General features: G+C 67.5%; 24 protein-coding genes. 12 read left to right on the top strand and 12 right to left on the bottom strand.

Features of this window, described 5'->3' with window-relative positions; translation table 11 throughout:
* Positions 1–332 precede the first annotated feature (332 nt).
* The 4 genes from lipB to LDO13_RS07005 all read left to right on the top strand — a co-directional run bounded on the left by lipB (position 333) and on the right by LDO13_RS07005 (position 3,347).
* On the top strand, positions 333–1,001 hold the full coding sequence (lipB, locus tag LDO13_RS07020) for a lipoyl(octanoyl) transferase LipB (RefSeq protein ID WP_224049287.1): 669 nt from the start codon (positions 333–335) through the stop codon (positions 999–1,001).
* Positions 998–2,005, top strand: coding sequence for a lipoyl synthase (gene lipA, locus LDO13_RS07015; protein WP_224049286.1), 1,008 nt, complete (start codon positions 998–1,000; stop codon positions 2,003–2,005). The genes lipB and lipA overlap by 4 nt, the downstream gene beginning before the upstream one ends.
* 89 nt (positions 2,006–2,094) lie before the next feature.
* Positions 2,095–2,856 (top strand): DUF4191 domain-containing protein, encoded by a 762-nt coding sequence (locus LDO13_RS07010; RefSeq protein ID WP_224049285.1) that lies wholly within the window; start codon positions 2,095–2,097, stop codon positions 2,854–2,856.
* A 116-nt stretch (positions 2,857–2,972) separates the two neighbouring features.
* Entirely contained in the window at positions 2,973–3,347 is a 375-nt protein-coding gene (locus LDO13_RS07005) for a DUF3817 domain-containing protein (RefSeq protein WP_224049284.1), read from the top strand.
* 142 nt (positions 3,348–3,489) lie between these two features.
* On the opposite strand, the gene LDO13_RS07000 is transcribed toward LDO13_RS07005, so the two are convergent.
* Positions 3,490–3,927 carry an RDD family protein gene (locus LDO13_RS07000; RefSeq protein ID WP_224049283.1) on the bottom strand — a complete coding sequence of 146 codons (438 nt, stop codon included), beginning with the start codon at positions 3,925–3,927 and terminating at the stop codon, positions 3,490–3,492.
* Positions 3,928–4,217: 290 nt separating this feature from the next.
* Here LDO13_RS07000 and glnA (LDO13_RS06995) point away from each other — a divergent pair, with 290 nt between their 5' ends.
* A complete protein-coding gene (gene glnA, locus LDO13_RS06995) occupies positions 4,218–5,642 on the top strand; it encodes a type I glutamate--ammonia ligase (RefSeq protein ID WP_224049282.1) in 1,425 nt (474 codons plus the stop codon).
* 145 nt (positions 5,643–5,787) lie between these two features.
* Here the strand turns inward: glnA (LDO13_RS06995) and LDO13_RS06990 are convergent, their stop codons facing one another.
* The 5 genes from LDO13_RS06990 to glnA (LDO13_RS06970) all read right to left on the bottom strand — a co-directional run bounded on the left by LDO13_RS06990 (position 5,788) and on the right by glnA (LDO13_RS06970) (position 11,524).
* The gene (locus tag LDO13_RS06990; protein WP_224049281.1) at positions 5,788–5,973 is read right to left on the bottom strand and encodes a hypothetical protein; all 186 of its coding nucleotides are present in this window, start codon (positions 5,971–5,973) and stop codon (positions 5,788–5,790) included.
* 114 nt (positions 5,974–6,087) lie between these two features.
* A complete protein-coding gene (locus LDO13_RS06985) occupies positions 6,088–6,603 on the bottom strand; it encodes a GNAT family N-acetyltransferase (RefSeq protein WP_224049280.1) in 516 nt (171 codons plus the stop codon).
* Positions 6,604–6,664: 61 nt separating this feature from the next.
* Positions 6,665–7,081: a VOC family protein gene (locus tag LDO13_RS06980; protein ID WP_224049279.1), complete on the bottom strand. Its 417-nt coding sequence runs from the start codon at positions 7,079–7,081 to the stop codon at positions 6,665–6,667.
* Between the two features lie 81 nt (positions 7,082–7,162).
* A complete protein-coding gene (locus tag LDO13_RS06975; protein WP_224049278.1) occupies positions 7,163–10,174 on the bottom strand; it encodes a bifunctional [glutamine synthetase] adenylyltransferase/[glutamine synthetase]-adenylyl-L-tyrosine phosphorylase in 3,012 nt (1,003 codons plus the stop codon).
* 9 nt (positions 10,175–10,183) lie between these two features.
* Positions 10,184–11,524: a type I glutamate--ammonia ligase gene (glnA, locus tag LDO13_RS06970; RefSeq protein WP_056431274.1), complete on the bottom strand. Its 1,341-nt coding sequence runs from the start codon at positions 11,522–11,524 to the stop codon at positions 10,184–10,186.
* A gap of 288 nt (positions 11,525–11,812) precedes the next feature.
* Between glnA (LDO13_RS06970) and panB the strand changes: the two genes are divergently transcribed.
* The 3 genes from panB (at position 11,813) to LDO13_RS06955 (ending at position 14,166) form a co-directional block, all read left to right on the top strand.
* Positions 11,813–12,751 (top strand): 3-methyl-2-oxobutanoate hydroxymethyltransferase, encoded by a 939-nt coding sequence (panB, locus tag LDO13_RS06965; RefSeq protein WP_224049277.1) that lies wholly within the window; start codon positions 11,813–11,815, stop codon positions 12,749–12,751.
* A 203-nt stretch (positions 12,752–12,954) separates the two neighbouring features.
* On the top strand, positions 12,955–13,350 hold the full coding sequence (locus tag LDO13_RS06960; RefSeq protein WP_224049276.1) for an SHOCT domain-containing protein: 396 nt from the start codon (positions 12,955–12,957) through the stop codon (positions 13,348–13,350).
* A 39-nt stretch (positions 13,351–13,389) separates the two neighbouring features.
* Entirely contained in the window at positions 13,390–14,166 is a 777-nt protein-coding gene (locus tag LDO13_RS06955) for an MBL fold metallo-hydrolase (RefSeq protein ID WP_224049275.1), read from the top strand.
* A 33-nt stretch (positions 14,167–14,199) separates the two neighbouring features.
* On the opposite strand, the gene LDO13_RS06950 is transcribed toward LDO13_RS06955, so the two are convergent.
* From LDO13_RS06950 to LDO13_RS06940, 3 genes are read right to left on the bottom strand one after another with little or no spacing between them, the layout of a single operon-like run.
* Positions 14,200–16,254, bottom strand: a complete 2,055-nt coding sequence (locus tag LDO13_RS06950) for a phage holin family protein (protein ID WP_224049274.1) — start codon at positions 16,252–16,254, stop codon at positions 14,200–14,202.
* 56 nt (positions 16,255–16,310) lie between these two features.
* A complete protein-coding gene (locus LDO13_RS06945) occupies positions 16,311–16,844 on the bottom strand; it encodes an AAA family ATPase (RefSeq protein ID WP_224049273.1) in 534 nt (177 codons plus the stop codon).
* A 9-nt stretch (positions 16,845–16,853) separates the two neighbouring features.
* Positions 16,854–17,021, bottom strand: a complete 168-nt coding sequence (locus LDO13_RS06940) for an SPOR domain-containing protein (RefSeq protein WP_128081649.1) — start codon at positions 17,019–17,021, stop codon at positions 16,854–16,856.
* A gap of 71 nt (positions 17,022–17,092) precedes the next feature.
* Here LDO13_RS06940 and map point away from each other — a divergent pair, with 71 nt between their 5' ends.
* The 3 genes from map to LDO13_RS06925 all read left to right on the top strand — a co-directional run bounded on the left by map (position 17,093) and on the right by LDO13_RS06925 (position 19,627).
* Positions 17,093–17,971, top strand: a complete 879-nt coding sequence (map, locus tag LDO13_RS06935; protein WP_224049272.1) for a type I methionyl aminopeptidase — start codon at positions 17,093–17,095, stop codon at positions 17,969–17,971.
* 89 nt (positions 17,972–18,060) lie between these two features.
* Positions 18,061–18,864, top strand: a complete 804-nt coding sequence (locus LDO13_RS06930) for a polyphosphate--glucose phosphotransferase (RefSeq protein WP_224049271.1) — start codon at positions 18,061–18,063, stop codon at positions 18,862–18,864.
* A 4-nt stretch (positions 18,865–18,868) separates the two neighbouring features.
* A complete protein-coding gene (locus LDO13_RS06925; protein ID WP_224049270.1) occupies positions 18,869–19,627 on the top strand; it encodes an SDR family oxidoreductase in 759 nt (252 codons plus the stop codon).
* A gap of 111 nt (positions 19,628–19,738) precedes the next feature.
* Here LDO13_RS06925 and nrdR read toward each other — a convergent pair whose 3' ends face one another.
* The 3 genes from nrdR to LDO13_RS06910 form a co-directional block, all read right to left on the bottom strand.
* Positions 19,739–20,230 (bottom strand): transcriptional regulator NrdR, encoded by a 492-nt coding sequence (gene nrdR, locus LDO13_RS06920; RefSeq protein ID WP_224049269.1) that lies wholly within the window; start codon positions 20,228–20,230, stop codon positions 19,739–19,741.
* 105 nt (positions 20,231–20,335) lie between these two features.
* Positions 20,336–21,703 carry a histidinol dehydrogenase gene (gene hisD, locus LDO13_RS06915; RefSeq protein ID WP_224049710.1) on the bottom strand — a complete coding sequence of 456 codons (1,368 nt, stop codon included), beginning with the start codon at positions 21,701–21,703 and terminating at the stop codon, positions 20,336–20,338.
* A 94-nt stretch (positions 21,704–21,797) separates the two neighbouring features.
* Positions 21,798–22,412, bottom strand: a complete 615-nt coding sequence (locus LDO13_RS06910) for a hypothetical protein (protein WP_224049268.1) — start codon at positions 22,410–22,412, stop codon at positions 21,798–21,800.
* A 208-nt stretch (positions 22,413–22,620) separates the two neighbouring features.
* On the opposite strand from LDO13_RS06910, the gene LDO13_RS06905 reads away from it, so the two are divergent.
* Entirely contained in the window at positions 22,621–23,079 is a 459-nt protein-coding gene (locus LDO13_RS06905; RefSeq protein WP_224049709.1) for a flavin reductase family protein, read from the top strand.
* Positions 23,080–23,155 lie beyond the last annotated feature (76 nt).

The raw sequence follows: 23,155 nt of genomic DNA, 5'->3' as shown, positions 1-23,155 counted from the left end.
CGGGGTCTGCGTTGTGGGCCAAGCGGTGCGACACCGTCTGGGGCGAGGAGCTGACAATCTGTGCATTCCACTGCCCTCTATCACATACTGTGGTGGATGGGTACAGCATGGACCTTGGAATTCCCCTGAAATAGTCCCAATTTCCTCTATACTCCATGCCGTCGCGGTGCTAGTCCCCCGGCGATGTGGACGCCAGGCGCCAGCCTCGCACGTGGTCGCCGCCGCGCCCCGGACGGCGAAAGCGTCCAACGCCGGGGATTTGCGCGGCGTCCGGGGTGAGAGCTTAACCACACAATCGGGACGGATGCGGGACGGGGTCTAAGCTGGATGCCATGACTCTTGAGTTCTCCCAGCTGGGTCTCGCCCCGGAATTCGTCGAATATACCCGCGGCTGGGACATCCAGCGCGAACTGCACGAGAGCGTTCTCGCCGGTACTGCCCCCAGCACGGTCCTTTTGCTCGAACACGCTGCCGTCTACACAGCAGGCAAACGCACCGAAGACCACGAACGCCCCTTTGACGGCACTCCCGTGGTCCCGGTGGATCGCGGCGGCAAGCTCACCTGGCACGGTCCCGGACAGCTCATTGGCTACCCCATCATCAAACTCAAGAACAAAGCCGGCATCCGCGACTACGTGGACCGGCTCGAAGCCGTGATCATCGCCGTGCTGGCCGACTACGGCATCGAGGCTGTCCGGATCAAGGGCCGCGCCGGCGTCTGGATCGACCAGGATGAGAAGGGCCCCGCCCGCAAGATCGCCGCGATCGGCATCCGCGTCCACGAGGGCGTCACGATGCACGGCTTCGCCATCAACTGCAACAACGAACTGGCCCCGTACGCCCAGATCATCGCCTGCGGCATTACCGACGCCGGCGTGACCACCATCTCCCAGGAAACGGGCCGGGACGTCGCTCCCGCCGACCTCGTTTCACGGATCATCGAAGAACTGCGCAACAATGAAGAAGCGCTAGTTGCAACCCATGAAGGAGCTCTACTGTGACCCTGGCACCAGAAGGCCGGAAAATGCTGCGCATCGAGCAGCGCAATGCGGCCACCCCGGTGGAACGCAAGCCGGAATGGATCAAGGCCAAGGTCCAGATGGGGCCCGAGTTCGTGCAGCTCAAGAACCTCGTCAAGAAGGAAGGTCTCCACACCGTGTGTGAGGAGGCCGGCTGCCCCAACATCTTCGAATGCTGGGAAGACAAGGAAGCCACCTTCCTGATCGGCGGCTCCGAATGCACACGCCGCTGCGATTTCTGCCAGATCGATACCGGCAAGCCCTCCCCCGTGGACGTTTTTGAACCCACCAAGGTGGCCCGGTCGGTCCAGGCGATGCAGCTCCGCTACGCCACCGTCACCGGCGTGGCCCGCGATGACCTCGCCGACGAGGGCGTCTGGCTCTACGCCGAAACCGTCCGCAAGATCCACGAGCTCAACCCGGGCACCGGCGTCGAGCTCCTGATCCCGGACTTCTCCGGCAAGCCGGAGCACATCGAGGCGATCTGCGATTCCAAGCCCGAGGTGTTCGCCCACAACGTCGAGACCGTCCCACGGATCTTCAAGCGCATCCGCCCCGCCTTCCGCTACGAGCGGTCGCTGGATGTAATCACCCAGGGCCGCAAGCTCGGCATGGTCACGAAGTCCAACCTGATCCTGGGCATGGGCGAGACCCGCGAGGAAATCTCCGAGGCCCTGCGCGACCTGCACGAGGCCGGCTGCGACCTGATCACCATCACCCAGTACCTGCGCCCGTCCGAGCGGCACCTGCCGGTGGATCGCTGGGTCAAGCCGCAGGAGTTCGTTGACCTGCAGCAGGAAGCGGACGAGATCGGTTTCCTCGGCGTCATGTCCGGACCGCTGGTGCGGTCCTCGTACCGCGCCGGACGGTTGTGGGCAACCGCGATGCGGAAGAAGGGCTGGGAAATCCCGGCCCAGCTGGCCCACATCGAAAGCTCCGGCAGCACCCGTCAGGAAGCCAGCTCCCTGCTCGCGGCGCACTCCTGAATCCAGTTTTATCGATTGCGGCGAAGGGCCGGCACCGGATTAATTCGGCGTCCGGTCCTTCGCTGTCCATCACGTAGAATTAAGGCACTATGGCGACTTCCCCTGATTCCAGCAACTCCACACCGGCTTCTGACGCTCAGAAGCGTGGCCTCTTTTCCCGCAAGCCGAAGGCTGCCAAGGTCAAGAAGCCGAGCCGCCTGAAGCAGATTGGCGAGGTCTTCCAGATGACCCGCCAGCACGATCCGATGGTCCCGTGGCTGATGCTGCTGGCTTTCCTCGGCGTCGTCGCCGTCAGCTTCGTCATCGGATTCCTGTTGGACAACTGGATCACCGGCCTCATCATCGGCATCCCGCTGGGCGTCTTGGCGGCAACTCTGATCCTGTCCCGCCGCGCCGAGCGCGCCGCTTTCGCACGGATCGAAAACCAGCCCGGTGCGTCCGGCGCCGCGCTGGGCACGCTCAAGCGCGGCTGGATCGTCGAAGAGCAGCCTGTCGCCGTGAACCCGCGCACGCAGGACGCCGTCTTCCGCGCCATCGGCCGTCCCGGCGTCGTTCTGGTCAGCGAGGGTCCCAGCACGCGCGTCAAGCCGCTGCTCGACGCCGAACGTAAGCGGCTCGCCCGCATCCTTCCTAACGTCACCATCCACGTGATCGAAACAGGCCGCGGTGAGGGCCAGGTTCCGATCAGCCAGGTGGCCAAGAAGATGACCAAGCTGAAGAACGAACTGACCAAGCTCGAGGTCAGCACGGTCTCGAAGCGCATCTCCTCGCTCGGAAGCCGACTGCCCATCCCCAAGGGCATCGACCCCTACAAGGCCCGCCCGGACCGAAAAGCCGCCCGCGGACGCTAGGCCGCACGCCAGACTCAAGAGACGCCCCGGTAACCGCCTTCCAGGCCGGCAGCCGGGGCGTTTCCTTTGCCCACGACCTCTCAACGTTGCCTCGTAACAGAACCGGAGACTCCGCTATGAAACTGCCTTCCACCACTGCCATGATCCGTATCTTCCGGGTCCTCGCGATCGCCGAGGCCTTCAGCTGGGCCGCGCTGCTGGTGGGTATGTTCCTCAAGTGGGTCACCCGGACGACGGAACTCGGGGTGGAAATCGCTGGCCCGATCCACGGGGCGCTGTTCATCGGCTTCGGGATTGTGGCGCTGAGCCTGTGGCGCATGCAGCGCTGGCCGTTCCGGGTCGCCCTGTTCGCCGGGCTCTCCGCGGTGTTCCCTTTCGCCACCGTCTTGTTTGAGCGCTGGGCGGGCCGTCACGGCTACCTGACGGTGAAAGCGGGACAGGATGCTTCCGTTGCTGCGCAGGAGCGGGCGGGCGAGAAGGCCGGAGTCTAGCCCCGCCCGGAACTTCGGCGCAGGCGGGCGACACAGCCGGGTTCCGGCACAACGTTCGCGCCCATCTGACGCAAATGGCCGCCAACCGGGGAGGTTTAGCGGCCATTCGTGGCAAATTGCTGGACTGCGAGGGGGCTAGGAGCTACATCCGGACCAAGATGGTGTTCATGGCCTTGTCGTGGATTCCGCGGTGGTCCGGGTCAAAGATGACGGCGGGGATCACGAGGCATAGCAGCAGGCTGCGGACCAGGGCCGGAACCGGGCCGGCGGGGCCGCCGTCGAGCCGGACGACGTGGATCCCCATGATGCGGTGGCCGATGCTGTAGCCCAAGGTGCCGACCAGCAGCGCCTGCTCGACGGCGAACACGGCCAGGGTTGCCCACGGGTTCCCGGCGAACGCGTAGTTGCTGATCAGCAGCGCGATTGCCCAGTCAATGCAGATGGCAACGATGCGCCGGCCGGCGCGGGCAATGGATCCCGGCCCGGACTCGGGCAGACCCAGGCGCTCCCCCGGGTACTTCGAGATGCCGGACGTGTCCGGGCCGCTGAGCCATGAGCCTATGTCTTTACGATCAACCACCCTCCAAGACTATCGGCAATACAGGCCCCACCGCGCTGTTCAGAATGTGGACATATGGGGCCACACTCTGGTCAGGCCACGTTGTGGACAGCGACTACCGTTTACATGTCAGGGCATTCTGTAACCTGCCGGAAACAAAGCGGACACCATGGGGAAATCCCGTGTCCTTAGGGTGGTAACAGTTGCTAGCGGCATAGGAGCGGGGAACACCTTTGTGTTTTCCCCGCTGTCGGACTGCGCTGGACCACCCGGCCTGACGGCCAGATCTTTCACATGCATAAGGAGCATAGATGTTCAAGACTGCGGACGAAGTCCTCAAGTTCATCAAAGACGAAGACGTTAAGTTCGTCGATATTCGCTTCACCGATCTCCCTGGCGTTCAGCAGCACTTCAACGTGCCCGCCAAGAGCGTTGACGCGGACTTCTTCGTCAACGGCCAGCTCTTCGACGGATCTTCGATCCGCGGTTTCCAGGGCATCGCCGAGTCGGACATGCAGCTCATTCCGGACGTTACCACCGCGTTCCTCGACACGTTCCGCATGGAGAAGACCCTAGCGTTGAACTTCTCGATCGTGAACCCGCGTACGGGTGACCCGTACCACCGCGATCCCCGCGGCGTGGCCGAGAAGGCTGAGGCCTACCTCGCGTCGACCGGCATCGCCGACACCGCATTCTTTGCACCCGAGGCCGAGTTCTTCGTCTTCGACAACGTCCAGTACCAGTCCTCCCCGCAGGGCAGCTTCTACAAGATCGATTCCGAAGAAGCCCACTGGAACACCGGCCGCGAAGAAGAGGGCGGAAACCTCGGTTACAAGACCCCCGTCAAGGGCGGCTACTTCCCGGTCTCCCCCACCGACAAGCAGGCCGACCTGCGCGACGCCATGTGCATCGCCCTGGACGAGGCCGGCCTTGAGGTCGAGCGCAGCCACCACGAGGTCGGTTCCGCCGGCCAGGCCGAGATCAACTACAAGTTCACCACGCTGACCCACGCGGCTGATGACCTGCAGAAGTTCAAGTACGTCATCAAGAACACCGCCGATGCCTGGGGCAAGTCGGTCACCTTTATGCCGAAGCCGGTCTTCGGTGACAACGGCTCGGGCATGCACTGCCACCAGTCGCTGTGGAACGGCGGCGAGCCGCTGTTCTACGACGAAAAGGGTTACGCCGGCCTGTCCGACATGGCCCGCTGGTACATCGGCGGCCTGCTGAAGCACTCCTCGGCCGTGCTGGCCTTCACCAACCCGACGGTGAACTCCTACCGCCGCCTGGTCAAGGGCTTCGAGGCTCCGGTCAACATGGTCTACTCGCAGGGCAACCGCTCCGCCGGTATCCGAATCCCGATCACGGGCTCCAACCCGAAGGCCAAGCGCATCGAGTTCCGCGCTCCGGACCCCTCCTCCAACCCGTACCTGGCCTTCGCTGCCCAGCTGATGGCCGGCATTGACGGCATCCGCAACCGCATCGAACCGCCGGCTCCGATCGACAAGGACCTCTACGAGCTCCCCGCCGAGGAAGCCAAGGACATCCCCAAGGCTCCCGGCACGCTCGAAGAGGCCCTGGATGCCCTGGCCGAGGACAACGAGTTCCTCCAGGCCGGCGGCGTCTTCACCCAGGACCTGATCGACACCTGGATCGAATACAAGTACGAGAACGAGATCCGTCCGCTCTCGCTGCGCCCGAACCCGTACGAGTTCGAGCTCTACTACGGCGTCTAGCCGGATTAAGCGGCCGCGCCGGGCGTAGTTCGCGCGAGACCGCACGATTCCACAAAAGGCCGGCCCGAGGTTCCATTACCTCGGGCCGGCCTTTTGTTGTACCTGCCCGACGACGGTGCCGGGCAATGAGGATGATTTCAGGCGGTCAGTCGTCGCAGTTCTGCAGGACCCAGTGCTGGGCGCGCCAGGTGACGTTGTAGAGGTTGTAGGGTGCGACATCATAGGTGTCCCACTTCTGGCCGATGTGAGCGGTCCAGCCGGGAATGGAGCCACAACAGACACGGTGTCCGAAGATACGGAACAGTGCATGTGGCAGAGCGCGATTCAGCATGGAATGCCTTTCCATTGTCGCCGGCCCCCGAATAGGGCTAGCGTAGGTTCGCGCTCATGGTCCCATGCTAGCGCCCCTCCTTTCAGCCTGGGCAATAGCTTTCCCGAGTCCCCGTCAGAACGCCCGGTACATGGTCCGCTGCGGGCGGGCGTCGCCTCCGAGGTACGGGCCACGGTCCTCGAACCCGGCTTTGCGGTAGGCGGCCTGCCCGGCCGGGTTTTCTTCGTTGACGGACAGGACGACGCCGGTCTGCTCTCCGCCGAGGGCGGCGGTGAGTTTCGCAGCGGCCCGTACCGCGGCGTCGGCCGCGAGGGTGCCGAGGCCCTTGCCCTGTTGCCGGCGGTCGATCAGGAAGCCGCGCAGCAGCCAGACGGAGTCGTCGTCCGGCCACCCGGCCAGCGTCGCGGCTCCGTCCTGCAGCGTCAGCACTCCCACGGCGGCGCCGTTGGTGTCTACCGCCATGGGGTGGCGGGACTCTTCCTCCAGCCCGATGAGCATCATCCGCAGCGGCTCGCCGACGAACCGCCGCTGGACTTCGTTGACCTCGAGTCCGGCGATCTCCCCCAGTTTGATGGCACGGGCGTCGTCGTCGAGGTTCTTCAGCGGCAGCAGCCACACATGTTCAGGCATAACAGAAGCGTACCCAAGCCGGCGGGGCGCGGCCGCCGCGGGGCTGGGCCGCCGGCCAGGGTCAGAGTGCCGCGTCCTTCGGCGGTCCGGCCGGGTCCATCCAGAAAACTTCCCAGAGGTGGCCGTCCGGGTCCTGGAAGCTGTGGGTGTACATAAAGCCGTAGTCCTGGGCTTCCTGGGACGGTGCGCCGCCGGCGGTGAGCGCCTTCCGGATGAGTTCGTCGACGGCCTCGCGGCTGTCCAGGGAGAAGGACATGATGACTTCGGCTGCTGCGGAAACATCCGCGACGGACTTCGACGTGAAGGTCTTGAAGTACGCCTCGACCAGCAGCATCACGAACGCGTCATCACTGACGATCATGCACGTGGCGTTCTCGTCGGTGAAGTCAGGATTGAAGGAGAAACCCAACGCGGTGAAGAACTCCACCGTCTTGTCGAGGTCCTTGACGGGGAGGTTCACAAACAGTTGTCTGGCCATCCGGCTAAGGTAGCACCGGGTCCGCGGAGTGTCAGCCCCCGGACGCCCCCGCCGGTTCCGGGCGGGAGGTCGGCAGTGCGCTCACTGGCCGTAGAAGATCCGCTCGAACACGCTCCGTGCCCGCCGGCTCAGCCTCAGATAGTCCTCCTCGAGCGCTGCGGCGTTGCCCTGCCCGTAGCCGCACCAGCGGGCGATCGCTTCGAGGTCCCGGCGGGACGACGGCAGGACATCCGACGCCCTGCCGGTCCAGATCACGTTGGCCGACCGGATCCGGCTCGCGAGCCGCCAGGCCCGGAGCAGAATCACGACGTCGCCCGCCTCGAGCAGTCCGACGGCGGCAGCCCCCTCAAGCGCCTCCACGGTGGACGTGGTCCGCAGCCCGGCGTGCCGTCCGGCGTGCTGCAGCTGGAGCAGCTGGGCGAGCCATTCGACGTCGCTGAGTCCGCCGCGGCCCAGCTTCAGGTGTCGGGCGGGGTCGGCGCCGCGGGGCAGTCGTTCCGATTCCACCCGCGCCTTCACCCGGCGGACTTCCCGGACGTCCTGCTCGGACAGCGTCTCGGGGTAGCGGATCGGGTCGATCAGCGCCACAAAGTCGGCGGCCAGCTCGTCGTCGCCCGCCATGGGCCGCGCCCGCAGCAGCGCCTGCGCCTCCCACACGAGCGACCAGCGGCGGTAATACTCGGCGTAGGACTCCAGCGATCGCACCATCGGCCCGCTCTTGCCTTCCGGCCGCAGGTCGGCGTCGACCATCAGGACGCGCTCGGCGAGGATGGCCGGCTTGAGCGGCTGGGTGAGCAGGTTGGAGAGCCGGCTGACGATCTGCAGTGCCTGCTGCTGGGCCTCGTCCTCCGGGACGCCGGGCAGCCCGCGGTGCACGTAGATAACGTCGGCGTCGGAGCCGTAGCCGATCTCCCGGCCGCCCTGCCGTCCCATGGCGACCACCAGAACGTGGGTCTTGAGCGGCTCCGCGGCCGTGACGACGGTTTCCGCCACGCGCAGGGCGCCGAGGACCGCGGCCCGGTCGGTGTCGGCCAGCGCTGCGCCCACCTGGTCCTGGTCCAGCAGCCCGGCGCTGTCCGCGATGGCAATCCGCAGGATCTCGCGGCGCCGGATCAGCCGGATGAGGCGCATGGCACTTTCCGGCTCGGCATGGCGGGACATCTTGGACACGATCTCAAGCCATTGCGCCTCGAAGGTCAGCGGGACAAGGTCCTTGTCCGAGCCGAGCCACGCCACGGATTCGGGCGAAACCTCCAGGAGGTCCGCGATCAGCCGGGAATTGGACAGCACGTGGCAGAGCCGCTCGGCCGCCGCCGTCGAGTCCCGGAGCATGCCGAGATACCAGTGGGTGGTGCCCAGCGCTTCACTGACCCGCCGGAAGGCCAGCAGGCCGGCGTCGGGGTCCACACCCTCCGCGAGCCAGCCGAGCAGGATCGGCAGGAGCTGGCGCTGGAGCGCGGCGCGTCGGCTGACGCCGCCGGTGAGCGCCTCGATGTGCCGCATCGCGCCGCTCGGGTCGAGGTAGCCCAGCGCGGCGAGGCGCCCTTGCGCCGCTTCCGGGCTCAGCCTGGCCTCCTCGCTGCTGAGCGCCGCCGCCGTGTTCAGCAGCGGACGGTAGAAGATGCGTTCGTGCAGCTCGCGGACGGAGCGTTTGGTCTTGCGCCACGTCTCGGCCAGGGCGTCGGGTTTGGGCCGTTCGCTGGAGAACGGCCCGAGCATCGCTTTGGCCAGCGCCCGCAGCGAGGCGTCTTTGACCGGCATCAGATGGGTCCGGCGCAGCTGGAAGAGCTGGATCCGGTGTTCAAGGAGCCGGAGGTAGCGGTAGTCGCGGTCGAACTCGGCGGCGTCGGAGCGGCCAATGTAGCCGCCGGCGGACAACGCGGCGATGGCCGAGGTGGTGTCGCGGCAGCGCAGGGTTTCGTCGGATTTGCCGTGCACCAGCTGCAGCAGCTGAACAGTGAATTCGACGTCGCGCAGTCCCCCGCGGCCCAGCTTGATCTGCCGCTGTTCCTCGTCGGCGGGGATGTGTTCGGTAACCCGGCGGCGCATGGAGCGGACCGACTCCACGAAGCCTTCCCGGCCGGCCGAGGACCAGATCAGCGGAGCGACGGCGGCCTCGTACCGGGCGCCGAGGTCGGTGTCCCCGGCGATGGTCCGGGCCTTGAGCAGCGCCTGGAACTCCCAGCTTTCGGCCCAGCGGGCGTAGTAGCTCTGGTGCGAGGCGAGGGTCCTGACCAGCGGGCCGGACTTACCCTCGGGCCGCAGGTTGGCGTCGACCTCCCACAGCCCGGGTTCTCGGCCGACGGACATGATCGCCCGGGAAATTCCGGAGGCCAGCGCGGTGCCGATCGTATTGGCGCGCGGATCGTCGAGCTCGCCGGATTCGATCACGTAGATGACGTCGACGTCGGAAATGTAGTTGAGTTCGCGGGCACCGCATTTCCCCATGCCGATCACGGCCAGCCCGACGTCGGCCACCTCAGTGGCGCTGAAGTGCTCCGCGGCCTCGGCCCGGGAGACGGCCAGGGCCGCCTCGATCGCGGCGCCGGCAAGATCCGCCAGCTCGGCACCGGCCGCGGGCATGAAGTCCAGCGGGTCGGCGGCGCAGAGATCTTTGATGGCAAGCTCGACGAGACCGCGCCGGTACTCCGTGCGGAGCGCCTCGTAGCCTTCCTGCCCGGTCAGGCCGGCGACGGGCCGGCCCGATTTCGGATCGGCCCGCACGGACTGCAGCAGCCTGGCACGCAGCACCGCGGCGTCCGCGGCGCGCGGTTCCGGGCTGGCCGTCACCTCGAAGACGTCAAGGTGTTCGGGGTGTCGGATCAGGAACTCACCCAGCGCCTCGGAGGCACCCAGCACCCGGTACAGCGGCTCGCTGCGTTCGGGCTCCGCGGCCGCAAGTTTCCGCAGGTCCGGGTGCTTCTCGATCAGCCGGACCAGGGACTGCAGCGCCGTGTCCGGGTTCGCGGCCAGTTGCAGTCCGGCGAACACAACGTCCTGGTCCAGGCCCTCGAGTTCCGGGGCCGCGAGGAACCGTTCGCCCTTCTCCAGGTCGCTGAAACCGGCGGCTATGAGGCGTCGTGCCAGGCTCACCGGGGACGCCTAAAGGATGCCGAGGTTGCGCTGCAGCTCGTAGGGCGTGACCTGGAGACGGTAGTCCTGCCACTCGGCCCGCTTGTTGCGCAGGAAGTGCTCGAACACCTGCTCGCCGAGGATCTGCGGCATAAGTTCGGAGTCCTCCATGGTGCGGATGGCGTCGTGCAGGCTGGCCGGGAGCGGGTCGTGGCCCATCGCGCGGCGCTCGGCCGAACTCAGCGACCAGATGTCGTCCTCGGCGGCGGCGGGGAGCTGGTAGCCCTCCTCGATGCCCTTGAGCCCTGCGCCAAGCAGCACGGCGTAGGCCAGGTAGGGGTTGGCCGCGGAGTCGATGCCGCGGTATTCAATGCGCGCGGACTGTCCCTTGCCGGGCTTGTACAGCGGGACGCGGACCAGGGCGGAGCGGTTGTTGTGGCCCCAGCTGAGGTAGCTAGGGGCTTCTCCCCCGCCCCAGAGCCGCTTGTACGAGTTTACGAACTGGTTGGTGACGGCGGTGAATTCCGGTGCGTGCTTGAGGATGCCGGCGATGAACTGCCGCGCTGTCTCGGAGAGCTGGAACTCGGCACCGGCTTCGTAGAAGGCGTTCGTGTCGCCCTCGAAGAGCGAGAAGTGCGTGTGCATGCCGGAGCCCGGGTGGGCCGTGAACGGCTTCGGCATGAACGTGGCGTAGGTGCCCTGCTGCAGTGCAACCTCTTTGATCACGGTGCGGAACGTCATGATGTTGTCCGCGGTCTGCAGCGCATCCGCGTAGCGCAGGTCGATTTCGTTCTGGCCGGGGCCCGCCTCGTGGTGGCTGAACTCCACGGAGATGCCAACCGATTCGAGCATGGTGACGGCGGTGCGGCGGAAGTCCTGGGCGACGCCGCCCGGGACGTGGTCGAAGTAGCCCCCTTCGTCCACCGGCACCGGAGCGCCGTCAGGGCCCGGATGCTGGGACTTCAGCAGGTAGAACTCGATCTCGGGATGTGTGTAGCAGGTGAAGCCCATGTCCGCGGCCTTGGCCAGGTTGCGCTTGAGGACGTTCCGCGGATCCGCGGCGGACGGTTCGCCGTCGGGGGTCAGGACGTCGCAGAACATCCGGGAGGTCGCTTCCGTCTCGCCGCGCCAGGGCAGGATCTGGAAGGTTGCGGGGTCCGGCTGGGCCAGCATGTCGGACTCGAAGACGCGGGCGAGGCCTTCGATCGAGGAGCCGTCGAAGCCCAGGCCTTCCTCGAATGCCCCTTCAACCTCGGCCGGGGCGAGCGCCACGGATTTCAGGGAACCCACGACGTCGGTAAACCACAGCCGCACGAACCGCACGTCGCGCTCTTCGATTGTCCGCAGGACAAACTCTTGCTGGCGGTCCATAGTGGCCTCTTTCCGGTTCAACGTCCGTGCCCGGGGCATGTCCTGACTCCCGCCAGGCATTGGTCCCGCAGCTGCTCAGGATTCACTTTACTAATCATTGCCATCGATTGCTGGAGCAGCCGACTCACGTAACACAGCGTTAACATAACGTCCCGGGATCCGGCCGCCGGAAGCCTGCGCCCGGGACGCGGCGACGGAGGCTGTCCACCGTGCCTTGTGATGTGATTCACCAGCCCGGCGGCCGGGGCCCGGTAGCTAGGACGCGCGGTATCGCACTACGCTCGTGCCATGGCCACAAGCAAAAGCCCCGATTCCAGCATGCCCGCAGCCGAAGTAGCGGCACCCTACGGCAACGGCCCCTCGGCCGCCGGCCCCGCCCAGCCGGCCGGCGCGGCGTCAGGGACTGCCCCGGAGGCTGCCGCGCGGAAGCCTGTGGCGAAGATCCGCACCCACCACCTGCACCAGGCGAAGCTCAACGGTGAGCGCTTCGCCATGCTGACGGCCTATGACCAGTACACGGCGGAAATCTTCGACCAGGCCGGCATCGAGGTCCTCCTCGTGGGCGACTCCGCCTCGAACAATGTGTTCGGCAACGAAACCAGCCTGCCCGTCACCGTGGACGAGCTGCTCCCGCTGTGCCGCGCTGTCGCCCGTTCGGCAAGGCGCGCCCTGGTCGTTGCGGACCTGCCCTTCGGCAGCTACGAGGTCTCCGCCCAGCAGGCCGTGGCCACCGGTGTGCGGTTCCTCAAGGAAGGGCTCGCCCACGCGGTCAAGATCGAGGGCGGCAAATTCTATGCGGAGACCGTCCGGGCCATGGTCCAGGCCGGGATCCCCGTCATGGCGCACATCGGATTCACCCCGCAGAGCGAGCACGCGCTGGGCGGCTACCGGGTCCAGGGCCGCGGCGACGACGCCCAGCGGCTGATCGACGACGCCGTCGCCCTGGCCGATGCCGGCGCGTTCTGCGTGCTGATGGAAATGGTTCCGGCGAAGACGGCGGCAGCCGTGGACGCCGCCGTCGACGTCCCCACCGTCGGCATCGGCGCCGGCAACGCCACCACGGGCCAGGTGCTGGTGTGGCAGGACATGGCGGGCCTGCGCGGGGGCCGGATGGCGAAGTTCGTCCGGCAGTACGCTGACCTGCGCACTTCACTCAGCGATGCCGCGAAGGCGTACGGCGAGGACGTGCGCTCCGGCCAGTTCCCCGGCCCCGAGCATTCTTTCTAGCCGATTCGCGGGCTGACCTCCCAGCCGGCACAGCGGCTTCTCGGGGTCACCTCATCCTTCACGGGCGATGCGGAGTCCTGCCAGGACGGGCAGTCTGGCCATTAAGGGCCCGCAGTGGGCCCCGGCAGATGTTCCGCCATTACGGCCTCATTCGCGCCCGAAGCGATGGGCCGGACACCGCGGACACTAGTGGAGGAGTAGCCATGGACTCAATTTCGACTGACTTCTGGGACGTCCTGCTGTGGAGTTTCTGGTTCTTCATCTGGATTGCAGCCCTGATGGTGTGGTTCCGTTGCCTGTTCGACTTGTTCGGCGACAGCACGCTCAGCGGCTGGGGAAAGGCCGGCTGGTCGATACTGCTGATCTTCGTTCCCTGGCTCGGCGCCCTCATCTACCTGATCGCCCGGGGCCGCAGCATGACCGAGCGGCAGATGAAGGCAATTGCCGAACAACAGGCCGCCCAGCAGGAGTACATCCAGCAGGTGGCCGGAAAGTCGGCCAGCCCGGCCAGCCAGATCTCCGATGCCAAGGCGCTGCTCGATTCCGGAGCCATCAGCCAGGCGGAGTTTGATTCCCTTAAGGCGAAGGCCATGGCCTGATCTGACCTGCCAAGGGGCTGCGCCTTCCGTCGTGCTTCCATGAAAGTCACCTGGCTTGGCCACTCCTCCGTGGTGCTGGACCTGGACGGGGTCCGATTCCTGACCGACCCGCTGCTGCGGCCCCACGCCGGGCTGCTGCGGCGTCTGGCACCCCGGCCGGACCCTTCCTCGTGGAGCCGCCCCGACGTTGTGCTCCTCTCACACCTGCACCACGACCACGCCGAGCTGAGCTCCCTCCGCATGCTGCGCGACGCAACCCTGATGAGCGCCCCGGAAAACGTCGCCTGGTTACGACGACGACGACGACGGCTGCCGGACAGTGTCCCCCTCGGGGACGGCTGGACCACGATCGACAACCCGACAGGCGCTCAGGTCCAGGTGCGCCAGGTGCCGGCCGAGCACCGCCACCGCCCCATGCCCCACCGTCCAAACGCCGCCCACGGCCACCTGGTGCGGGGTCCTTCGGGAACCGTGTGGATCGCCGGCGACACGGGGCTGTTTCCGGAGATGGCCGCGATGCCGGCGATGGCGGGCGGCCCCATCGACGTTGCCCTGGTGCCGGTCTGGGGGTGGGGACCGAGGCTCTCGGCCGGCCATCTGTCCCCCGTGACCGCCGCCCGGGCTGCCGTGCTGAGCGGTGCCCGGTTCGCCATACCGGTGCACTGGGGAACCCTGCACCCTCCCTTCCTCGCACACTTTGCCCGGAGCTGGCTGGAGCAGCCCGGGCGCCGGTTTGCCGAGGCCGTGGCGGAGCAGGCGCCCGGCTGCACGGCGGTCGTCCTTGCCCCGGGCCAGTTCTGGGTCGCCCCGTCGTGAGCTCAACGCCTCGCCCGAGGTCCCGCCCCGGCGTCAATCCGCGGGCACTCCTCCGGGCGGGGCATGCCGCTCCGTGGCGCGCTGGCCGCAGGACTCGAGCATCGCGACGAGCACCCGGTGGAGCTCATCGGCGCCCTCGATCCGCTCCGGCAGCCCCGCCATAAGATCCGCCGGGCCCAGCAGCACCGCACGGTCCTGCCAGCCGCCGAGGCCCCCGTGGGATCCGACCAGGCCTTCGAACGCCGCGACGTCGTTGGTCACCGGATCGACCGTGCTGTTGACGTAGAGATCCGGTGCCTCGGGCTGCCGGAGGGCACGCAGCAGCACCCGCGCGGCGTGGGATCCGTAGGCCGCCAGCGGATCGGTGCCCTCCACGTCGCCGGTCGCGATGTTGCGGCGCCCGCTGCTGCCGATCGCCCACGCCCGGCCGTCCTCATCGATGCCGGCGACGAAGCCGACGCCGGGGTGTCCGGCCAGGCCGGGCACCAGGGCCGGCCACTCCTTCTCGAGGGCCTGGAGCGTCCACCGCCGGTCACCCCGGACGTAGACCAGGCCCAGGTTGCCGGAGCCCAGCACCACAACCGGGTCCGCGGCGGCGTCCTCTGGCGCCGGCGTCTCCTGCGCCTTGGCGAGTCCCTTGTTGGCACGGACGGCGAGCTTCCCGGTCATCCCTCCGGTCGCGATGTCACCGGCGATGGAGTCCGCGCGCCCCAGCCCTTCGACGGACGCGTCCACGTTCTGCACCGTTTCCTGCATGAGTTCCGCACACAGGCCGCCGAGCGCCTGGCCATACCGGTCGGCGAACGGCGTGCCCTGGGACTGGCCGTGGTCGGAGAGCACCACCAGCCGGTAGCGGCGGGCAGCGGACCCGGCGAGCTGGGCAAGGGACCCGAGCGTGCGGTCCAGGCCGTCCAGGGAGGCGAGCGACTCGGGCCGGAACATGCCTGCGTGGTGGGCGATCTCGTCGTAGTCGACGTAGTCGACGTAGATGCTCTTCGTGCCACGGTGCAGCTCCTCCGCCACGAGGGCGGTGTTCAGGTCGCGAAGGAGACCGTTGGTGACGGCCCGCAGCAGGGCGAAGGTCCAGTCCCGGTGCACGCGCGGGTCGAGGTCACGCTTGACCTGCCGCCGGGCCTGCCAGCGCTCCTTGAGGATCTCCCCGACGGTCCGGGTGAAGCTGCGCATGAACCCGTTCGGCGATGTGAAGAACCAGGCGAACGCACGTCGGGTCTGGGTGGAGCCGTGCCGGACCTCCACCCTGCTCATCGTCAGCAGGGACCGGGCCGCGTCACCGGTGAACAGGTTCGAAATGGAGACGCCGTCGTCGCACAGCAGGCCGCGGCCGGTGCTGTGCTTTCCCTCGATCACCCGGGCGTCTGCCGGGCGGTTCGCCACGAGGACCCTGTTGAGCTCACGGTCGTACCAGCGGAAGGCGGGGATCCCGTCAACGGTTCCGTGCAGGATGCCCATCTGGCTGGCCGGGGTGGTGCACGGCAGCTGGGGCGTCCATTCGCGGAGCGTGTAGTCCCCCGAGGCGAGCCAGCGCCGGATGTGGGGCACTCCCCCGGACTGGACCGCCCACTGCAGGACCGGGAAGGGGACACCATCGAGCTGGACGAACAGGACGCCGTCGACCTCCGGATCGGTCACCGGTTGCGGCCGGCGTGTCCTGCCGGCCAGCGAGGTGATGAGGCCGTCGTCGGTTCCGGCCGTGGTGGTCCACGATATGAGGGTGCCCACGGCGGCACTGACCCAGGTCGCGGCAAAGGCGGTCCACGGCGTCGATTCAATGCCGGGCACCAGGCGGATGGCGACATACATGATCAGGGCCTGCCCCAGCAGGGCGGCCAGCAGCACGGCCAGCCAGCCCACCCTCGCCGAGATTTCCACCAGCAGGGGCCGGAGGACCAGTCCGACGATGCCGGCCGCCGCTGCCACGGCGGCGTAGGCCCACCAGCTCGTGGCGGAAAACCCCGGCACCAGCGCGCCTGTGACGATGAGGGCCACGGTCGAGGCAGCCCAGGCGGCGGCCAGCCTGGCCAGATCGGTGATTCGGACGCCGCGGGTGCGGGTGACGCTCGTCGGCATTTCCCCAGTATGGCCGGGCGCCAACGGCCGGCCCTCATCCGCGCCGGGTGAGAAATTCAGTCCCCGTGCACCAGCAGCTCATCCAGCTCCCGGCGAACCGGCGGCACGTCGACAGGGCGTTCGGTGCTAACTTCCAGCACCGGTCCCAGCCCCAGCGGACCGGCCTCCTGGACCCACCGGGACCAGACGTCGTCGTCGTCATGCGCGGCGTGGTGCACGGGATGACGGTCACGGTTCCGGCAGCGCTGCCTCGCAGCGGCCGGATCCAGCGCGCACCAGACTTCCGCCGCCACCGTCCTGCCTGCGCCCCGGAGATCGGAGCGCAGGAATTCCAGGTCCCGGGGCGCGAACCAGAAGGATTCGACGACGGCCGGCCCTTTTGCGGCGGCGATCCCGGCCCACATCAGCTCCAGCGCACGGCGCCCCAGCGCTGTCGATTCCGCCGCGCCCGGCGGCCGGGCGCTGTCCCACAAGCACTCCTTGTAGGCGTCCTTGGAGAACAGCGGCAGTTCCAGCGCGGCGGCCAGCTCCCGGGCAAGGGTCGTCTTGCCGGACCCCGGAAGACCGTTGACCAGGATCAGCCCGCTCATCTGCCGGCGCTAGTCGTCTTCGTCGCCCTTTTCCCAGGATTCGTTGCGTGCCTTGACCTTCTCCAGGGCGTGTTCGGCTTCTTCCCGCGTCTTGTAGGGGCCAATCAGCTGGCTCCAGTCGGACATGGCGTCCTCTTCCACCTCGTGCGTGTTGACGTTGTACCAGTACTCCGGCATCGATGCTCCTTGCGCTGATGATTCTTGGCGTTTGTTTATCTGCCTCCGGCATCGCCTTATATGATCAATCTATGCCTTCTCTAGCCTCGACTGCACCCATCGGCACCCTGGTCCCGGGAACAGTCAGCCCGCAGCTCCCCGTTCCGGCGTCGATCCCGCGCCCCGAATATGTGGGCAAACCCGGGCCGGCCAAGTTCACCGGCTCCGAGGTCAAGACGGCTGAGACCATCGAGAAGATCCGCACGGCTTCGAGGATTGCCGCCCAGGCCATCGTTGAGGTCGGCAAGCACATCGAGCCCGGCGTCACCACGGACCAGCTGGACCGTGTGGGCCATGAATTCCTGCTCGACCACAAGGCATACCCTTCCACCCTCGGCTACCGGGGTTTCCCGAAGTCCCTGTGCTCGTCATTGAACGAAGTCATCTGCCACGGCATTCCGGACACCACCGTGGTCCAGGACGGCGACATCCTCAACATCGACATCACGGCTTTCATTGGCGGCGTGCACGGCGACACCAACTACACTTTCCTGGTCGGCGACGTCGATGAGGAATCCCGGCTGCTCGTCGAGCGCACCCAGGAATCCCTGAACCGCGCCATCCGGGCCGTGGCACCGGGACGCGAAATCAACGTGATCGGCCGCACCATCGAGTCCTACGCCAAGCGCTTCGGCTACGGCGTCGTCCGCGACTTCACCGGGCACGGCGTCGGCGAGGCGTTCCATACCGGCCTGATCATCCCCCACTACGACGCCGCCCCCGCCTACAACACGGTCATCGAGGCCGGCATGGTCTTCACGATCGAGCCCATGCTGACGCTCGGCACCGTGGACTGGGACATGTGGTCCGACGACTGGACCGTCGTCACCCGTGACCACAAACGCACCGCGCAGTTCGAGCACACCCTGCTTGTCACGGAGTCAGGCGCCGAAGTCCTGACCCTCCCCTGAGTACCGCTCCACCAGAAGATCCCGGTCTTCGCCCGTCGGCCCTGGGCCGCACACTCCCAGCCCCGCCCCCTGCCACGAACGGAACCACATTGGCCAAGAAGGACGAGAAGTCGAAGAAGAACGCCCCGCTGATCGGCATTGACATCGGCGGCACCGGGATCAAGGGCGGGATCGTGGACCTGAAAAAGGGCAAGCTGATCGGTGACCGCCTGCGCATTCCCACCCCGCAGCCCTCCACGCCGGAATCCGTGGCCGAGGTCGTGGCCCAGGTTGTGGCCACGCTGTCCGCCCGGCCCGACGCGCCGGCCCCCGATTCGCCCGTGGGCGTCACCTTCCCCGGCATCATCCAGCATGGCGTGGTCCACTCCGCCGCCAATGTGGACAAATCGTGGCTGGAGATGGACATCGATGCCATGCTGACCGCGCGGTTGGGCCGTCCCGTGGAGGTCATCAACGACGCCGACGCCGCCGGCCTCGCGGAGGCACGCTTCGGCGCCGGCGAGTTCGTGAAGGGGACCGTGCTGGTCATCACGCTCGGCACCGGGATCGGATCCGCTTTCATCTTCGACGGCAAGCTCGTCCCGAACGCAGAGCTCGGCCACCTGGAGATTGACGGGTTCGACGCCGAATCCAAGGCTTCGGCCGTAGCCCGCGAGCGGGACGGCCTCAGCTGGGAAGAGTACAGCGTGCTGCTGCAGCGGTACTTCTCCCACGTGGAATTCCTCTTCTCCCCCGAACTGTTCATCGTCGGCGGCGGCATCTCCAAGCGCGCCGACGAATACCTGCCGCGGCTTCAGCTGCGCACGCCGATTGTCCCGGCGGAGCTGAAGAACGACGCCGGCATCGTCGGCGCCGCGCTGGAGATCGCACTGAAGCACAAACTGGCCAAGTAGCACCATGACAGAACCGGCGCCCGGGGTTGTCATCGTCACGGGCGCCAGCCGGGGCATCGGCGCGGCGGTGGCACAACGTGCCGCCCGCGCCGGGTATGCCGTGGTGGTGAACTATTCCGCCGACGCCGCCGGCGCCGACTCCACGGTGGAAGGCATAACCGCCGCCGGCGGCGTTGCGGTGGCCGTCCGGGCCGACGTCAGCGACCCGGCGGCCGTCACGCGGCTGTTCGATGCGGCTGCGGCACTGGGGACCCTTGCCGCCGTCGTGAACAACGCCGGCATCACCGGCAACCTGATCGGCCCCCTCACGGACGTCCCTGCCGCGACCATCCGGCGCGTGCTCGACGTCAACGTCGCCGGCGTCGTCTATGTCTGCCAGGAGGCCGTAAGACGGCTCAGCACGGAGCGGGGCGGCCGTGGCGGCTCAATCATCAACATCTCCTCGACCGCCACTAAGGCAGGCTCGCCGGGAACCTGGGTGCACTATGCGGCGTCCAAGGGTGCGGTCGATGTGCTGACGGCGGGGCTCGCGGCCGAGGTCGCCGCGCAGGGCATTCGGGTGAATTGTGTGGCTCCGGGCAGCACCAACACGGGATTGCATGCGGCCGCAGGGATGCCGGACCGGGTGGAGCGGCTCAATCCCACGATTCCCATGGGCCGGGGCGCCGAACCGGATGAAGTAGCCGCTGCGGTGCTCTGGCTGCTCTCCGGCGAGGCCGGCTACATCACCGGGGCCGTGCTGCCGGTCTCCGGCGGCCGCTGACTCTACTGTCGAGGCGGCGTGGTCCTGTCACCGCGGAGCGGACAAGGAGATTGGTGCCGGTGGTGGCTGCGGCTTCCCCTCCGCTGCCACCACCGGAGTCTGTGGGCAGAACTAGAGCGGGCTCTTCTGCTGGCTGGTGCCTTCGCGCCCCTTGGTCTCGGCCTCGTGGCGGAGCAGGGAGATGGCGGATTCGAAGTCTTCGAGTGACTCGAAGGCCTGGTAGACGCTCGCGAAGCGCAGGTAGGCGACCTCGTCGAGTTTCTGCAGCGGGTTGAGGATGGCCAGGCCGACTTCGTGCGCGTCGATTTCCGCGGCGCCGGAGGCCCGGATGGCTTCCTCGACTTCCTGCGCGAGCAGGGCCAGGTCGTCTTCGGTGACCGGACGGCCCTGGCAGGCCTTGCGGACGCCGTTGATGACCTTGCTGCGGCTGAAGGGCTCGCCGACGCCGGACCGCTTGATCACTGTGAGGCTGGTGGTTTCGACAGTCGTGAAGCGGCGTCCGCATTCGGGGCACTGCCGGCGGCGCCTGATCGCTGAGCCGTCGTCGGCGATCCTGCTGTCCACCACGCGGGAATCAGGGTTACGGCAGAACGGGCAATACACGTCGTTTCCTCCCCTGTCGCAAGCTGGCAATCCCTGACGGAACGTATCTTCAGTTTACGACTAGATATAGCTGAATAACAAGCCTGTAATTACTACATGTTGTGGTTAGGCGCCCGCAGCGAACCGGGCTGTGACCGCCTCGCCGTGGGCCGGCAGGTCCTCCGCCCCCGACAGGCTGACGATGTGAGCGCTGACTTCCGCCAGGGCGGCACGGGTGTAGTTGACCACCTGGATGGCGCGCAGGAAAGTGGTCACGTTCAGCCCCGAGGAGAACGCCGCCGTGCCGCTGGTCGGCAGCACGTGGTTGGAGCCGGCGCAATAGTCGCCGAGGCTGACGGGGCTGTAGTCCCCCACGAAGATTGCTCCGGCACTGCGGATCCGGCCCGCGACGGCAGCCGCGTCCGCCGTCATGATTTCCAGGTGTTCGGCCGCGTAGGCGTTGCACGCCGCGATGCCCTGTTCGAGGTCGTCGACCATCACGACGCCGGACTGCGGACCTGAGAGCGCCTCGCGGACCCGGAGGCCGTGCTTGGTCGCTGACGCCTGGCGGGCCAGTTCCACGCGAACAGAGGCGGCGAGTGCCTCCGAGTCCGTGATCAGCACGGACGCCGCCTTGGGGTCGTGCTCGGCCTGGCTGATCAGGTCCGCGGCGACCAGTCCCGGCTGCGCGGTGTCGTCCGCCAGGATCGCAATCTCGGTGGTGCCAGCCTCGGAGTCGATGCCCACGACGCCCTTGACCAGGCGTTTTGCCGTGGCAACGAAGACGTTGCCCGGGCCGGTGACGACGTCGACCGGGTCCAGCCCGGCATTGTCCCCCTCGGCGGGGATGCCGTAGGCGAAGGCCGCGATGGCCTGGGCGCCGCCAATCGCGTAGACCTCGTCGATCCCGAGCAGGCACGCCGCGGCAAGGATCGTGGGGTGCGGAAGGCCGCCGAAGTCCTTCTGCGGAGGAGAGGCCAGGGCGATGGATTCGACGCCGGCGGCAAGGGCCGGGACGACGTTCATGATCACGGAGGACGGGTAGACCGCCAGGCCGCCGGGGACGTAGAGGCCCACCCGCGCCACGGGGACCCAGTTCTGGCTGACCACCGCGCCTTCGCCGAGTTCGACGTCGGTGTCCGCCGGGCGCTGGGCGTCGGCAAAGACCCGGGCACGCCGGATGGACTCTTCCAGTGCCGCCCGCACGGCGGGATCGAGCCCGGCAAGCGCGCCGGCCAGCGCTTCGGCGGGGACCCTCGGGTGGACCTGCTCGACGCCGTCGAAGGTCCGGGCCAGCTCGCTGAGTGCTTCGAAGCCGCGGTTTCGGACGGCGTCGATGATGTCCAGGACTTTGTGCTCAGCATCAGCCATGGTGCCGGCCTGCGCCCGGGGCACGGCGGCGCGGAGGCCGGCGAGGGTAAGCCGCTGGCCACGGAGATCGACGGTGCGGAAGTCGAGATCGCCGTTGCCCCGCCGCGCGGAAACGGAGGGCACGGTATCGGAGGGCACGGTATCGGAGGGTACGGTGCTGTCAGCTGAAGGGGTCACCCGTTCATTTTACGCACCGGCCGGGCGGGTCCCGTCCCCGTTACTCCGGGCTTTGCGTTGAGGGTTGTTCCGCCGCCCCGTGCCGGGCCCCGGGCGCCGGTGTTGCGAAGACGGTGTTCAGGAAGAGGGTCAGCGCGGCGGCTGCCGGCCAGATCGCCAGGACGGCGAACGACCGCAGGGAGAAGGCGATACTGGCATTGGCCGAGGTGTCCTCCGGCGCCGCCCACCACAGGCCGCACAGCACGCCGGTCCCCCAGGCCGCGAGGGCACCCACGGCCCCGGCACCCACCGCCAAGAGAACGTCCCGCCCCGACGGCCCGGAGTGCTTGGTGCCGGAGGCCACTGCGCCTGAAATGCAGCCGGCGAGCAGGAACAGTCCCGCCAGGACCAGGTCCCGCGGCAGCCAACCCTCGGTGTTGCCGCCGCTCCGCAACTCCGGATTGCCGGACAGCAGGTTCAGCCCCGAGGGGGCAAGGAGCCACCACAGCAGTCCCACCGGGATGCCCGCGGCGGCAATGATGGCCGCCTTCCGCCACGTGACGGCGCTGCCGGCCGCACCCGGCGCCGGAGTCCGGGCGGCGTCGAGCGGTGTTTGCTGCGGGGTTTGGTGTGGAGCGTCCTGCGGGAACCGGCCGTGCACTGCGGGCTGTGTCATGCAACAAACCTTAACAACCTTTACGCCTGCCGGGCACATAACACCGCGCGTCCCCGGACGACGGCCCACATGACGCCGTGGGTACCCCAGTTCCGCGGCCCACACCAGGCGGAATACGCTGGCAGGGTAGGAACACCACACACGTACAGCAGGGAGTTGGATAGCAGTGGCCACAGAGGACCAAGCCTTCGAGGGAACTTTCCGGGAAATGTTCCGCCGGCACGCCGCCGGCGTGGCCATCATCACCGCCAACTACAACGGCGTCCCCTTCGGCTTCACGGCCACGTCCGTGGCCTCCCTCTCGGCAAAGCCGCCCCGGTTTACCTTCAACATGGCCCGGACCTCCAGCTCCTGGCCGGCGGTGGCCAACACGACCTACATCGGGGTCCACATGCTGGGACTGGAGAACCAGGATCTTGCCGACCGCTTTGCGCGCACCAGCAACCGCTTCGAGGGCGACCACTGGGCACTGGGTCCCCACGACGTGCCGATCCTCAATGGCGTTGCCGGCTGGCTGATCGGCAAGGTCCAGATGCGGCTGTCTTTCGAAAACAACGCCGTGGTGGTGGTCGAGGTCGTGGAGGGTGAAGTGGGCGCGGACGGCGCGCCGCTGCTCTACCACTCCGGCGCTTACGGCCAGCCCGCGCCGCTCGATTACGAGATCTGAGCGGCCGTTTCGAGGCAACAGTTGATGCCCGTGTCCTTGAGCGGCAAGGGCATCAACTGCCACCTCGGCTGACGCG

It is taken from the genome of Arthrobacter sp. NicSoilB4, from assembly GCF_019977335.1.
Taxonomy (GTDB): Bacteria; Actinomycetota; Actinomycetes; order Actinomycetales; family Micrococcaceae; genus Arthrobacter.
Note: the sequence above shows the minus strand (reverse complement) of the source record. Positions and strands in the feature narration are given on the sequence as shown.

What these genes read in the sequence shown, in the direction of transcription:
- LDO13_RS06940 (WP_128081649.1), bottom strand. Translation starts at nt 17,021, where the DNA reads ATGCCGGAGTACTGGTACAACGTCAACACGCACGAGGTGGAAGAGGAC.
- LDO13_RS06925 (WP_224049270.1), top strand. Translation starts at nt 18,869, where the DNA reads ATGACAGAACCGGCGCCCGGGGTTGTCATCGTCACGGGCGCCAGCCGG.
- LDO13_RS06955 (WP_224049275.1), top strand. Translation starts at nt 13,390, where the DNA reads ATGAAAGTCACCTGGCTTGGCCACTCCTCCGTGGTGCTGGACCTGGAC.
- LDO13_RS06950 (WP_224049274.1), bottom strand. Translation starts at nt 16,254, where the DNA reads ATGCCGACGAGCGTCACCCGCACCCGCGGCGTCCGAATCACCGATCTG.
- LDO13_RS06960 (WP_224049276.1), top strand. Translation starts at nt 12,955, where the DNA reads ATGGACTCAATTTCGACTGACTTCTGGGACGTCCTGCTGTGGAGTTTC.
- panB (WP_224049277.1), top strand. Translation starts at nt 11,813, where the DNA reads ATGGCCACAAGCAAAAGCCCCGATTCCAGCATGCCCGCAGCCGAAGTA.
- LDO13_RS06910 (WP_224049268.1), bottom strand. Translation starts at nt 22,412, where the DNA reads ATGACACAGCCCGCAGTGCACGGCCGGTTCCCGCAGGACGCTCCACAC.
- LDO13_RS06985 (WP_224049280.1), bottom strand. Translation starts at nt 6,603, where the DNA reads ATGCCTGAACATGTGTGGCTGCTGCCGCTGAAGAACCTCGACGACGAC.
- glnA (WP_056431274.1), bottom strand. Translation starts at nt 11,524, where the DNA reads ATGGACCGCCAGCAAGAGTTTGTCCTGCGGACAATCGAAGAGCGCGAC.
- LDO13_RS06990 (WP_224049281.1), bottom strand. Translation starts at nt 5,973, where the DNA reads ATGCTGAATCGCGCTCTGCCACATGCACTGTTCCGTATCTTCGGACAC.
- LDO13_RS07005 (WP_224049284.1), top strand. Translation starts at nt 2,973, where the DNA reads ATGAAACTGCCTTCCACCACTGCCATGATCCGTATCTTCCGGGTCCTC.
- lipB (WP_224049287.1), top strand. Translation starts at nt 333, where the DNA reads ATGACTCTTGAGTTCTCCCAGCTGGGTCTCGCCCCGGAATTCGTCGAA.
- LDO13_RS06945 (WP_224049273.1), bottom strand. Translation starts at nt 16,844, where the DNA reads ATGAGCGGGCTGATCCTGGTCAACGGTCTTCCGGGGTCCGGCAAGACG.
- glnA (WP_224049282.1), top strand. Translation starts at nt 4,218, where the DNA reads ATGTTCAAGACTGCGGACGAAGTCCTCAAGTTCATCAAAGACGAAGAC.
- LDO13_RS06980 (WP_224049279.1), bottom strand. Translation starts at nt 7,081, where the DNA reads ATGGCCAGACAACTGTTTGTGAACCTCCCCGTCAAGGACCTCGACAAG.
- LDO13_RS07010 (WP_224049285.1), top strand. Translation starts at nt 2,095, where the DNA reads ATGGCGACTTCCCCTGATTCCAGCAACTCCACACCGGCTTCTGACGCT.
- map (WP_224049272.1), top strand. Translation starts at nt 17,093, where the DNA reads ATGCCTTCTCTAGCCTCGACTGCACCCATCGGCACCCTGGTCCCGGGA.
- LDO13_RS06905 (WP_224049709.1), top strand. Translation starts at nt 22,621, where the DNA reads ATGTTCCGCCGGCACGCCGCCGGCGTGGCCATCATCACCGCCAACTAC.